12 protein-coding genes are annotated in these 12,886 nt (G+C 56.5%); 11 read left to right on the plus strand and 1 reads right to left on the minus strand.

Annotation, left to right across the window (positions count from 1 at the left end):
• Positions 1–156 precede the first annotated feature (156 nt).
• Complete coding sequence (recX, locus tag MID00_RS16150) at positions 157–576, plus strand: recombination regulator RecX (protein WP_063690512.1); 420 nt, start codon at positions 157–159, stop codon at positions 574–576.
• Positions 577–739: 163 nt separating this feature from the next.
• Here recX and MID00_RS16155 read toward each other — a convergent pair whose 3' ends face one another.
• Positions 740–1,660, minus strand: coding sequence for a LysR family transcriptional regulator (locus MID00_RS16155; RefSeq protein WP_254499062.1), 921 nt, complete (start codon positions 1,658–1,660; stop codon positions 740–742).
• Between the two features lie 117 nt (positions 1,661–1,777).
• Here MID00_RS16155 and metE point away from each other — a divergent pair, with 117 nt between their 5' ends.
• The 10 genes from metE (at position 1,778) to MID00_RS16200 (ending at position 12,865) form a co-directional block, all read left to right on the plus strand.
• The gene (gene metE, locus MID00_RS16160; protein WP_254499063.1) at positions 1,778–4,072 is read left to right on the plus strand and encodes a 5-methyltetrahydropteroyltriglutamate--homocysteine S-methyltransferase; all 2,295 of its coding nucleotides are present in this window, start codon (positions 1,778–1,780) and stop codon (positions 4,070–4,072) included.
• A 272-nt stretch (positions 4,073–4,344) separates the two neighbouring features.
• The gene (locus tag MID00_RS16165) at positions 4,345–4,923 is read left to right on the plus strand and encodes a DUF2889 domain-containing protein (protein WP_035272843.1); all 579 of its coding nucleotides are present in this window, start codon (positions 4,345–4,347) and stop codon (positions 4,921–4,923) included.
• Between the two features lie 84 nt (positions 4,924–5,007).
• Complete coding sequence (gene sucC / locus MID00_RS16170; protein WP_009461782.1) at positions 5,008–6,168, plus strand: ADP-forming succinate--CoA ligase subunit beta; 1,161 nt, start codon at positions 5,008–5,010, stop codon at positions 6,166–6,168.
• Positions 6,169–6,189: 21 nt separating this feature from the next.
• A complete protein-coding gene (gene sucD / locus MID00_RS16175) occupies positions 6,190–7,071 on the plus strand; it encodes a succinate--CoA ligase subunit alpha (RefSeq protein WP_009461784.1) in 882 nt (293 codons plus the stop codon).
• A gap of 301 nt (positions 7,072–7,372) precedes the next feature.
• Positions 7,373–8,077, plus strand: coding sequence for a TerC family protein (locus tag MID00_RS16180; protein WP_009461786.1), 705 nt, complete (start codon positions 7,373–7,375; stop codon positions 8,075–8,077).
• Between the two features lie 4 nt (positions 8,078–8,081).
• Positions 8,082–8,207 carry a hypothetical protein gene (locus MID00_RS20620; RefSeq protein WP_003799533.1) on the plus strand — a complete coding sequence of 42 codons (126 nt, stop codon included), beginning with the start codon at positions 8,082–8,084 and terminating at the stop codon, positions 8,205–8,207.
• Positions 8,204–9,166 (plus strand): hydroxymethylbilane synthase, encoded by a 963-nt coding sequence (hemC, locus tag MID00_RS16185; protein WP_009461790.1) that lies wholly within the window; start codon positions 8,204–8,206, stop codon positions 9,164–9,166. The genes MID00_RS20620 and hemC overlap by 4 nt, the downstream gene beginning before the upstream one ends.
• Positions 9,167–9,172: 6 nt before the next feature.
• Entirely contained in the window at positions 9,173–9,973 is an 801-nt protein-coding gene (locus tag MID00_RS16190; RefSeq protein WP_250755812.1) for a uroporphyrinogen-III synthase, read from the plus strand.
• A gap of 24 nt (positions 9,974–9,997) precedes the next feature.
• Positions 9,998–11,356: a uroporphyrinogen-III C-methyltransferase gene (locus MID00_RS16195; protein ID WP_254499064.1), complete on the plus strand. Its 1,359-nt coding sequence runs from the start codon at positions 9,998–10,000 to the stop codon at positions 11,354–11,356.
• Between the two features lie 3 nt (positions 11,357–11,359).
• Entirely contained in the window at positions 11,360–12,865 is a 1,506-nt protein-coding gene (locus tag MID00_RS16200) for a heme biosynthesis HemY N-terminal domain-containing protein (protein WP_250755809.1), read from the plus strand.
• The last annotated feature ends 21 nt before the right edge of the window (positions 12,866–12,886 follow it).

The raw sequence follows: 12,886 nt of genomic DNA on the forward strand, positions 1-12,886 counted from the left end.
GAACGTAAACAAGCTCAAAGGGAGCGCGTTGCTGCGCTTTCTGCCCGGCCCACTCGGGCGGGCAGAAACGTAGAAGATAGCTTGGGCGACAATGCTCCTGCTGCTGAAAAGAAAGCCCCGTCCAAACGGCCGGGGCTGTCTCTTAAAGCCAGAGCGTTGAATTTTTTATCCCGACGCGAATACTCGCGCCTGGAGTTGGGCCGCCGTCTGGCGCCCCATGCAGAAAGTGCTGAAGAAGTGGAGGCCTTGCTCGACGCCCTGGTCGAACAGAAATGGCTGTCCAACGAGCGCTTCGCACATAGTGTCGTCAATCGCCGTGCCTCGCGTGTGGGCACCCGAGTCATTCTGCAAGAACTGCGTCAGCATGGCGTGGATGTGGAACAGACCGAAATTATCAAAGAAGAGTTGATGGCAACCGAACTGGAACGGGCCAAGCAAGTGTGGGGCAAGAAATTCAGTGCGCCGCCCGATGATCCCCGCAGTTACGCCAAGCAATATCGCTTCATGGCCAGCCGAGGCTTCTCGGGCCGTATCTTGCAGCAGATTCTGGGTGATTGGGAAGACGATCCGGCTTGAATAAGCCATCTGTAATACTTCGTTTTGCTGTGTTTCTTGCTTGTCTGCTGCCGCCATCAAAAAACGAGGTCTCGTTCAAGTTGGCATGAGCCCGCCCGCCTGTACTTTTCCTCTATCTACATAGTGCTTGCGACAGAGTTTTGCCATGCCATTGCTAAATGGCTCAAGACTGCGCCGCCACGATTCCTTGCAGGCTTTTGAAGCAGGTCTCTCGTGCCTGTGCCAAAAAGGCCTGCACATAATCCGCTTGTAAATCCTCACTACGTACCGTGGCGTATAGGGTGCGCCAGATACCGTGCTCTCCCAAACGGCAAGTGCGAATCGAGGTCGGGTTCAAGAACTCCGTCAAGGCCCAGTTTGGCAACGCCGTCACACCACGCTGGCTGGCAACCAGTTGCACGATCATGGGCGTTAGCTCGGCCTGCCGAATCGCAGCGGGCTCCACATCGGCTGGCGTCAGGAACTGCGTAAAAATATCCAGACGATTGCGTTCTACCGGGTAGGTAATCAGAACCTGATCGGTCAATTGGAAAGGTTCTACATAGCGGTACTGCGACAAGGGGTGCTGGTTGGAGACAGCCAGCACCAGCTCGTAGCGAAACAGGGGTTCGTAATGGACAGCCGGATTGTCCTGCGGGTCCGAGGTGATCACCACATCCAGATCCCCGCGCATCAAGGCGGGCAAGGGCGCAAAGGAAAAAGCCGCGCTCAAGTCCAGCGTGACGTCAGGCCATTGCTGCCTGAATGCGTCCAGTGCTGGCATCAGCCATTGAAAGCAGGAGTGGCAATCAATGGCCACATGCAGGCGTCCCGTGCGTCCGGCGGCCAGTCTTTGCAAATCGCGCTCGGTGGCGCGTACACGCGGCAGGATGTCATCGGCCAGCGTCAGGATACGCAGAGCGGCGGTGGTCAGGCGGGCAGGGCGGGTGCGGCGGTTCAGCAATTGCACTTGAAGCCGCACTTCCAGGTCGCGAAGCTGGTGCGAGAGGGCGGACTGCGTAACATGCAGGCGCTCGGCGGCTTCTTGCAAGCTGCCGCTGTCGCGGATGGCGCTCAGGGTTTCGAGATGGCGGATTTCAAGCATGTTGAGGAAAATTCATAATTAGCATGGTGTATTTGATTTTTTTTCAAGTAAGTATACAGGCACAATAGATTTCAGGCGCCTGATACGGGCCTTTTATTTCTAATTTATGGGCTTACTATGACTATTATTCATAATCTGGGTTTTCCTCGCATGGGCGCACAGCGCGAATTGAAGCGCTCTTTGGAAGCCTATTGGGCCGGTCAGGTAAGCCAGCAAGAGCTTTTGGAGACTGGCAAAGCTCTGCGCGCTCAGAATTGGGGTTTGCAAGGCAAGGCTGGGCTGGATACGGTGCCTGTGGGCGATTTTGCCTGGTATGACCAGATTCTGGAGTGGAGCACCTTGCTGGGAGCGGTTCCTGCCCGTTTCGGCCAGGCTGAAAATGCACCCGTGTCATTGGATACCTTGTTTCGCATGGCGCGTGGCCGTGCGCCCAGCGGCACCCCTGCCGCTGCTTGTGAAATGACCAAGTGGTTCGATACAAACTACCACTACATCGTGCCCGAATTCACACCAGGTCAAAGCTTCCGGATTGCCCGTGAATTCTTGTTTGAGCAGATTGAAGAGGCCAAGGCTCTGGGGCACAAGGTCAAGCCCGTGATTCCCGGACCCTTGACCTGGTTGTGGCTGGGCAAGGGCGATGCCTATGAGGGCTTGGCAGACGCGGGCAAGCTGGCCTTGCTGGATACTTTGCTGCCTGTGTATGAACAAGTGCTGGCCCGTTTCAAAGCTCAGGGTGTGGAATGGGTACAGATTGACGAACCTGTTCTGGTTCTGGATTTGCCTCAAGCGTGGCAAGACGCCTTCCGTCGCGTTTATCAAGGTCTGAATCAATCCGGCTTGAAGCTGCTGCTGGCGACTTATTTTGATGATCTGCATAAGAACGTCGCGGTATTGAAGGATTTACCCGTGGCGGGTGTGCATGTGGATGCGGTGCGCGCTCCGGCTGCTTTGCAGGCCGTACAAGCGGTATTGGGGCAAGACCAGGTGCTGTCTGCCGGTGTGATTTCGGGTCGGGATATTTGGCGCACGGATCTGCAAAAAACGGTTCAAACCTTGAAGCCCTTGAAAGCGGTTTTGGGCGAGCGCCTGTGGATTGCGCCATCCTGCTCGCTGCAGCATGTCCCTGTGGATGTGCAAAGTGAAACCGGCCTGGACGCTGAATTAAAGAGCTGGCTGTCCTTTGCGGTGCAAAAACTGGATGAGCTGAAACTGTTGCAAGGATTGCTGGATGGCACTTTGGACGAAGCGGGTCAGCAAGCGGTTCAAGCTCAGCAAGCTGCTTTGCAAACGCGCCGTGAGTCCAAGCGCACGCATAATCCTGCCGTACAAGCCCAGATGGCCAAGATTGACCAGCTCAAGCGTCAACGTACGCCCTTCGCGCAGCGTATCCAGGCCCAGCGCAACAAGCTGAAGTTACCTGCCTATCCCACCACCACGATCGGTTCGTTTCCTCAGACCACGGAAATTCGTACTGCTCGCCGCGACTGGCGTGGGGGAGCCCTGAGTGATGCGGCTTATGAAAAAGCCATGCAGGCAGAAATCGAGCAAGTTATTCGTTTTCAGGAGCGGATCGGTCTGGACGTGCTGGTGCATGGCGAGGCCGAGCGCAACGATATGGTGGAGTACTTTGGTGAACTGCTGGGTGGTTTTGCCTTTACACAAAACGGTTGGGTACAAAGCTACGGGTCGCGTTGCGTAAAGCCGCCTATTATCTTTGGGGATGTGCTGCGCATCACGCCCATGAGTGTGGCCTGGTCCTCCTACGCCCAATCACTGACTGATCGGCCCGTCAAAGGCATGTTGACGGGGCCAGTGACGATGTTGCAGTGGTCTTTTGTTCGTGACGACCAGCCCCGTGCCGATACTTGTCGCCAGCTGGCTTTGGCCTTGCGGGATGAAGTTTCTGATCTGGAACAGGCCGGCATTCGTGTCATCCAGCTGGATGAACCCGCTTTCCGCGAAGGCTTGCCGCTCCGTCAGGGTGATTGGCAGGCCTACCTGGATTGGGCGGTGGATTGCTTTCGCCTGTCCACCAGCGCGGTGTCCGATGAAACCCAGATTCACACGCATATGTGCTATTCGGAGTTCAACGACATCATGCAGTCCATTGCCGATATGGACGCGGATGTGATCACGATTGAAACCTCGCGTTCCAATATGCTCTTGCTGAATGCCTTCGAGAATTTTGAGTATCCCAATCATATAGGCCCAGGCGTTTATGACATTCACTCGCCCAATGTGCCTGATAAGGACTGGATAGTGCGCTTGATGGGGGAGGCGGCCAAGCGCTTGCCCGCCGACCGTTTGTGGGTGAATCCCGACTGCGGTTTGAAGACGCGGGCGTGGTCTGAAACTGAGGCTGCCTTGCTGGCCATGGTGGATGCGGCCAAAGCATTGCGGGCGGCAGCCTGATTTGGTGCAGGCTTGAAATAAGCCGCTTGAATAGATTGACAGGGCAGGGCGCTTTTCGTCCTGCCACTCGATTTCCCAGGCTGGATGAAAACGACCGCCCGTCAGGTGGTCGTTTTTTTCATGCAAATTTGGTATACCGTAGGATCGACACCGCGTAGATCCTGTGTTTGGCCCGCTTGGGATGCGCTTACAGATTATGTAAGTGGCTGATACGGAACATACGAGGTGCGTTATACTTGATCAGTTTCAATCTTGCCGCCCCGTTCATATCAATGCCTTTGCCCCCGCCGTCCGTCGCCCGTGAACCATTGCATACGCGTACCATCACGGTAGAGTCGTTTGCACGGGAAGATGGCCTCTGGGACCTGGAGGCCTCGCTGCTGGATGTGAAGTCCTACGACTTTCCCATACGCAACGGCCAAACCCATAAGGCAGGTGATCCTGTCCACCTGATGCATCTGCGTATCACTATCGATAGCAGCTTTGCCATTGTGGATGCCGTGGCGGTCTACGATGCAGCCCCTTACCAGGACAACTGTTCGTCCATTGCGGACGCCTACCAGAAGTTGGTGGGCCTGAATTTGCTCAAGCAGTTTCGTCAGGGTGTCAAAGAGCGCTTTGGGCGTTCGGCTGGCTGTACGCACATGAGCGAGCTGGCACAAGTGCTGCCAACCGCCGCCGTACAAACCATGGCCGGGCGACGTCGCAGCAGCGGGGAATCAGAGATTTATCGCACCGACAAGCAGCCTTTCCATCTGGATGGCTGCCATGCCTTGCGTTTGAGCGGTCCCGTGGTTGAGGAGTTTTATCCCGTCTGGTATCGACCTAAAGTCACAGACGGGGTGGATTAGTTTTTTGTTTTAGTCAGGTCTCGGGCTCAGGCCTGGAGTTCCTGCCTTCTTTTTTTATTGTGTTTTTAGACTGACAGGTATCACATGAAAATTCACGAATATCAGGGCAAAGCACTGCTTAAGCAGTTTGGCGTTGCCGTGCCACGCGGAATTCCTGCCTTCTCCGTCGATGAAGCGGTTGCAGCTGCGCAGGAGCTGGGTGGCTCTGTGTGGGTTGTCAAAGCCCAGATTCACGCCGGTGGCCGTGGCAAGGGCGGTGGCGTCAAGCTGGCTCGCTCGATGGACGAAGTGCGTCAACTGGCCTCGGAAATCCTGGGCATGCAGCTGATCACTCACCAAACTGGCCCTGAAGGCCAGAAAGTGGGTCGCCTGCTGATCGAGGAAGGCGCGGACATCAAGAAGGAATACTACGTCGGTATCGTTACCGACCGTGCTACCCAGCGCGTGGCCGTGATGGCTTCCAGCGAAGGCGGTATGGAAATTGAAGAAGTGGCCGAGCGCGACCCCGACGCCATTTTGAAAGAATTCGTGGACCCTGCTGTTGGCCTGACCAACGAGCAAGCCACCAAGCTGGCTCGCGGTATCGGCGTTCCTGACGCTTCTATCGAAAAAGCCGTTGCTGAATTCCAGAAGCTGTACAAGTGCTACACCGAAACCGACGCTGAACTGGCCGAGATCAACCCTCTGATCCTGACCGGCTCGGGCGACATCATCGCTCTGGACGCCAAGTTCAACTTCGACGGCAACGCTTTGTTCCGTCACCCCGATATCGTGGCTTTCCGTGACCTGGCTGAAGAAGATCCTGCTGAAGTTGAAGCCAGCAAGTACGACCTGGCCTACATCCAGCTGGACGGCAACATTGGCTGCCTGGTGAACGGTGCAGGTCTGGCCATGGCGACCATGGACACCATCAAGCTGTTTGGCGGCGAGCCTGCCAACTTCCTGGACGTGGGCGGTGGCGCTACGGCCGAAAAAGTTACTGAAGCCTTCAAGATCATGTTGGCCAACAAGGGCGTCAAAGCCATTCTGGTTAACATCTTCGGCGGCATCATGCGCTGCGACGTGATCGCTGAAGGCGTGATCGCTGCGTGCAAGGCCGTCAACCTGAACGTGCCTCTGGTGGTACGCATGAAGGGTACCAACGAAGAGCTGGGCAAGAAAATGCTGGCCGATTCCGGTCTGCCCATCATCAGTGCTGACACCATGGCCGAAGCGGCGACTGCTGTTGTCGCTGCCGCCAAGTAAGAAAAGGTTGAGGATTAGCAAATGTCGATTCTGATCAATAAAGACACCAAAGTCATCACGCAAGGGATCACCGGCAAGACCGGCCAGTTCCACACCCGCATGTGCCGTGAATACGGTAACGGCATGGAAGCCTTTGTGGCTGGCGTGAACCCCAAGCGTGCTGGTGAGGATTTCGAAGGTGTACCTATTTACGCCTCCGTGTCCGACGCCAAGGCTGAAACTGGCGCAACCGTGTCGGTTATCTACGTTCCGCCCGCAGGTGCTGCGGCTGCCATCTGGGAAGCTGTTGAAGCTGACCTGGACCTGGTTATCTGCATTACCGAAGGCATCCCTGTTCGCGACATGCTGGAAGTGCGCAACCGCATGCGCGCAGAAAACCGCAAAACCCTGTTGTTGGGCCCGAACTGCCCCGGTCTGATCACTCCTGACGAGCTGAAGATCGGTATCATGCCCGGCCACATTCACCGCAAGGGCCGCATCGGTGTGGTCAGCCGCTCCGGCACGCTGACATACGAAGCCGTTGCTCAAGTAACTGAACTGGGCCTGGGTCAATCCTCGGCTGTGGGTATCGGTGGCGACCCAATCAACGGTCTGAAGCACATCGACGTGCTCAAGATGTTCAACGACGATCCTGATACCGATGCCGTTATCATGATTGGCGAGATCGGCGGTCCAGACGAAGTCAACGCGGCTTTGTGGGCTAAAGACAATATGACCAAGCCTGTTGTTGGCTTTATCGCTGGTGTGACAGCGCCTCCCGGAAAACGCATGGGTCACGCCGGTGCCCTGATCTCCGGTGGTGCCGACACGGCCGACGCCAAGCTGGAAGTGATGGAAGCTTGCGGTATTCGTACCACTCGCAACCCGTCCGAAATGGGCAAGCTGCTCAAAGAAGTGCTGTAAATAGTAGTACCGGGGCCCGCTTTGGCGGGCTCTTTGTCCGGCTGCCCTGTGCAGCCGGGCAAAATTGGCCAGCCGGTTTCGTCAAGAAAAACACCACAACCCGGCGCATTCCTTCCCGAATCTGGCCAGCCTGATCATGCTCAAACGAATCAAGTAAGAAAAAGAAGCCCCGATGTTGCACAGGCTATGATTAGTTTGCTGCTTTAAGGGGCGTTGTTGTCTTGGGACGGCCTGGCGACAGAAAAAGAACGTTTGTCCCGCGGCTGGGAAGAGAACTCACGTTTAGCTATACGGGAACGAAATGATTGAATTCCTCCAAACCCTGCATTGGGGTTCACTGTTTCAAATTGTACTGATTGATATTTTGCTCGGTGGCGACAATGCCGTCGTGATCGCACTTGCCTGTCGCAACTTGCCCAAGCAGCAGCGCATGCAAGGCATTTTGTGGGGGACAGCAGGCGCAATTATCCTGCGTGTAGTCCTGATTTTCTTTGCTCTGACCTTATTGGATCTGCCGTTTTTGAAAGTGGTGGGCGGTCTTTTGCTCTTGTGGATCGGGATCAAGCTGCTGATGCCGGACGACGACGCACACGGCAATATTCAAGGGGGCGGAACCGTCTGGGCTGCCGTCAAAACCATCATCATTGCGGATTTCGTGATGAGCCTGGATAACGTGATTGCCATTGCCGGTGCAGCACAAAACGCGCATCTGGATCATCAACTGGGCTACGTGATCTTTGGTTTATTGCTAAGTGTCCCCATTATTGTCTGGGGCAGCACCCTGGTTTTGAAACTGATCGACCGTTTCCCTATTGTCGTCACCCTGGGCGGTGCCTTGCTGGGCTGGATTGCAGGCGGCATGCTGGTCACGGACAAGATTGTGGAAAATCAATTTGGCGTGCAGCCCCAGCCTGTTAAACTCGGGGTCGAGATTGTTTGTGCCTTATTAGTGGTGGCGCTGGGCAAATGGCTGGCGCACCGTAAAGGTTCTACCAAGGAAGCTTAGTTCTATGGCAATTTTTAAATCCTCCGACGCCAAAGGTCAGGAAAGCGGTTTGTCCCTGCTGCAAGGCTTAGGGATCCTGGCCATTATCGGTATTGTTGCTGCCGCCATCGTGCGCTATTTTGCTGCATGACCGCTGTGGCTTCTACTCCTCAGGAATTGGTTATTGCCACTCGTGCCAGTCAACTGGCCTTGTGGCAAGCCAAGCATGTTCGCGACCTTTTGCAGCAGCTGTACCCGCAGTGCAAGGTGTCCTTGCTGGAAATGACAACCCGTGGTGACCAGATTCTGGATCGTACGCTGTCCAAAGTGGGTGGCAAGGGCCTGTTTGTCAAAGAGCTGGAAACCGCCTTGCTGGATGGCCGCGCCCATCTGGCGGTGCACTCCCTGAAAGACGTGCCGGTGGTGTTGCCCGAGTCCTTTGACCTGCCCATCATCATGGAGCGGGACGACCCACGCGATGCTTTTGTTTCCAATACTTATCCCAATCTTGAGGCTTTACCTGCTGGTGCCATCGTAGGCACTTCCAGTTTGCGCCGCGAGTCTCAGATTCGAGAGCGCTACCCGCACCTGGACATCCGTCCCCTGCGTGGCAATGTCCAGACCCGTTTGTCCAAGCTGGATCGTGGCGATTACGACGCCATTATTCTGGCTTCGGCTGGTTTGCGTCGTCTGGAATTGGCCGAGCGTATTCGCGATTACATCTCGACCGAAGACAGCTTGCCTGCCGCCGGGCAGGGGGCCTTGGGTATCGAGATTCTGAAAACTCGTACCGATGTGGCTCAATGGTTGGCGCCTTTGGCGCATTCCACCAGCCACGTATGTGCCTTGGCCGAGCGTGCCGTATCGCGTGCCTTGGGTGGTTCCTGTCAGGTGCCATTGGCGGCTTATGCCACCCTGAATGGCGAGGAGCTGAGCCTGAGCGGCCTGGTTGCCGAACCTGATGGCTCCACGGTGTACCGCGCTCAGATCACGGGTGCGGCCAAAGATGCGGAAGCCTTGGGCCTGTCGCTGGCGGAAGATCTGAAGCAGCAAGGTGCTCAAGCCATTCTGGATCGCTTGCTTACGGAACAGCCCGCAGAAGGCGAGTAAAGCGGCATGAACCTGCCCAGTGTATTATTGACCCGCCCCGCGGGACGGAACGAAACCCTGTCGGCTGCCTTGGCCGCGCAGGGTTTTTCTTCCTTGCTTATGCCCGCCTTGAGCCTGGAAGCGCAAAACCTGTCCGAAGAACAATGGCAAGATCCCAAGGATTTTGACCTGGTGCTTTTTGTAAGCAGCAGTGCGGTCAATTTTTACTTTGCGGCTTTGCAAGCGCGCGGTCAACGCTGGCCTGACAAGGTATTGCTGGCTGCAGTTGGTTTTGCTACCGCCGCCTGTTTGCGCGCCCAGCCGGGCGTTTCCCCAGATGCCGTACTTCACCCTGAAAATACGGATTCCTTGCAGGACTCAGAGGCTCTGTGGGCGGTGCTGGAGCCTCGACTGGCGCAATTTGAGCGGGTTCTGATTGTGCGCGGTCATAGCGGTCGTGAATGGTTGGGACAGCAGCTGGAAAACCACGGTATTCAGGTCCAGCGCCTGGCGATTTACCAGCGTAGCCCCGCCCAGTGGAGTACAGAGCAGGGCCGTCAAATTCGTGACAGTTTGCAGGCGGGCCGTCTGGCCGTGTTGCTCAGCAGTTCTCAAAGCGCCGATGCGGTTTTCGCCAATGTACAAAGCCTGGGTTTACTGGATGTTTGGGCGCAATGTGCCTATGTGGTCATACATCCGCGTATTGAAGAACATTTACAGTCCTTATTGTTGCAGGCTGGAATCGCAGCGCCACCAATGGTAAAAAGGTGTACGCCAGACGATGATGACATTGTCGCTGCCTTGATGGCGGTGCTCTCGCGCGATTAGCCTCACACGGATTACAATCTTGCCATGAACGATAAAACAGAGAACGCATCCGCAAGCGAACCGGAGACTCCCATTTCCAGCCCAGCCAATACAGCGGCTCCTCGTCCGTATTCCGAACCCAAAGACAGCACCACTGCGCCGCAGAAGCGTAAAAGTGGCGCGGGTCCGGCTTATGCTTTGACGGCTGTTGTGGTGGTGCTGGCCGCTGCCGGTCTTTGGTACCAGAATTCATTGCTGGAAAAGCATAAGGCCGAGCTGCAAGCCCAGCTGGCGACCAATATCAACACCACAGAGCAGGCGCGCCAAACCGCGCAGCAGGCCCTGGCCCTGGCGCAGCGTCAATCCGACAAGCTTGCCCAGCTGGAAAAATCCTTTAACGATTCCACCGAACAGTTTCATGATCTGAGCCAAGCCTTCCAGACCATGACAGACAGCGGTTCGGAACTGGTTTTGCTGAACGATATTGATCATCTCGCCACGATTGCGCAGCAACAGCTGATGCTGGGTGGCAATGTGGCCAATGCCATTGTTTCTCTGGAAGCTGCTCAGGCGCAATTGGCTCGTGCCAATCGCGTCGGCCTGGCTTCCTTGCAACAAACACTGAATGGCGATCTGGAACGCCTGCGCGCCGCTGCCACGGTGGATGTGGCCTCCTTGTCGCGTCAACTGGACACCTTGTCGCGCTACGTCTCGGAAGCGCCTTTGCTGGTGCCGGATGACGTTGCCGGTGGTGCGAATACTGAAGCGCTGGACTTGCAGTCCGACGTTCAGGAACCCACGGAACTGGCCGCTGATGCCCCTTGGTGGGAGCGCAGCTGGAATACGGTGGAACAGTGGGGTAGCAGCGCCTGGCGCTCGGTCAGCCACGATCTGGGGCAGTTTGTCTCCATCCGCCGTGTCGACGATGCCGCCGCCTTGCTGATGTCGCCGGATCAGGCTGCCCGTCTGCGAGAGAACCTGCGTCTGCGCATTATGGCCGCCCAACTGGCCATGATGATGAACCAGTCCGCCGTCTGGCAGACCGAGCTGAACGCAGTCGCGACAGCGCTGGAAAAACGTTTTGATACGCAGTCCGGTCAGGTTCAGCAGGCCTTGCGTCTGACACGCCAATTGCAGGACACCCGCATCGGTGCTCGTTTGCCTACCGTGAATAACACCTTGGCGGCTATTGAAAGCCTGCGTCAGGCTCAGGCCGGTCGCAGTCAGGATAATGCCGACGACACCAAGACCGAGCAGGGCGATACGGATCCTGTTTTGTCCGACCCTCCTCAATCCACAGAGCCTGCCAGCCAGGAGGAGCCCGCTGCTCCTGCTGCCGAACAGACTGAGTCTGCGACTCCCGCTCAGTCCGAGACGGAACAGCCCGCTCAGGCGCAGGGGTAAGGTATGCGTACTTGGTTCTGGACTCTCATCTTATTTATCGCCGCAGTCGCGCTGGCTCTGGTCTTGCGTGAACACGCCGGTAACGTCTATTTAGTCACGCCGCATTATTTGGCGCGCGCCTCGCTGACTTACGTGGTTCTGTGCACGCTGGGGCTGTTCATCGTGCTGTACGTACTGCTGCGCCTGCTGGCCTGGTTCAGCGATGGTCCGGAGCGTTTCCGCCTGTGGCGTGGTCGTCGCGCTCAACGCCGTGACCAGGCTTTGCTGGAAACTGGATGGATCAGCATTCTGGAAGGTCGTTACGAGCAAGCTGAAAAAGACTTGATGAAGCTGATGAGCAAAACCCGCTCGCAGTCCAGCAAGGTCGTGGCAGGTTTGGCAGCAGCGCGTGCTGCGCATTATCAAGGTCAGATTGCTCAACGTGACGAAGCCTTGGCCGCCGCTCGTGCTGCCGCTGGCGATGATGCTCGTTTGAAAGAGGCCAGTGCCGTGGCTTCGGCCGAGCTGTACCTGGATCAGAATCGTACCGAAGAAGCCATCGAGCTGCTGCAGGATTTGCAGGATGCCAGTTCGCGCCACTTGCACGCCACTCGTTTGTTGTTGCGCGCCTATCGTCAGCAAGGTAATGCTGAACGTGTTTACGAGTTGACCCGTTTGCTGGTGCGCCGCAGTGGGATCGAACGTCAAGAGGCACTGAACCACATCGAATTTGCCGCTGCTGCTCGTTTGCGTGTGGGTGGTGCTGAACAGTTCAAGGCCTTATGGTCGGATCTGAAGTCCGAAGAAAAGATCCTGCCCGGCGTCGCGCTGGAAGCTGCCCTGATTCAAGAACATGAAGGTAATTACGAAGAAGCCGGTCGTATCCTGGAGCCTGCGATTGCAGTCAGTTTCGACAGCCGCTTGCTGGAAGCCTACGCCCAGTGCCCACCTGAATATGTGGGCCGCCGCTTGGCCAAGGCCGAAGAGTGGCTGCGCAGTCAGCCCAACAATCCGGTCTTGCTGTCCACCCTGGGCCATCTGTGCCTGACCAGCCAATTGTGGGGGCAGGGCGAGCATTACCTGTTGCGTAGCCTGAAAATCCAGGGCGATCTGCGTAATCATGCTTTGCTGGGTAATCTGTACGACAGCCTGGGTCGCCACGACGAAGCCGTCTCTTACTGGCGCAAGGCCGCCTCCATGGCCGGCACCTTACCGATTCTGGCGGTCAGCACGGCTTTGCCAGCAGCGGATACTCGTCATGACCCTAGCCATACCGATGCGGACAGCCTGCCATCGCAGGATGACGACGATCTGCCGCATTACACCTATGCCGCCAGCGTCGTGGCCGAGGACCTGCCAGATCAGGGCCGTCCATTGCCTGTGGTGGCCGAGCCAGTGCCTCCTGCTGCCACGCCTTCGCAAGACAGCTTGAGCTCCTCTTCGGATCTGGATGATTACTTTGATACGGCTCCCATCCCTGGGGTCGATCTCTCTCAAACTTCGGATCGTCCTCGACGCTCCAACGATTAATTTCTTTTATTTTTAAAGGTT

The sequence above is a fragment of the Alcaligenes sp. NLF5-7 genome (assembly GCF_024266725.1).
GTDB lineage: Bacteria > Pseudomonadota > Gammaproteobacteria > Burkholderiales > Burkholderiaceae_B > Alcaligenes > Alcaligenes phenolicus.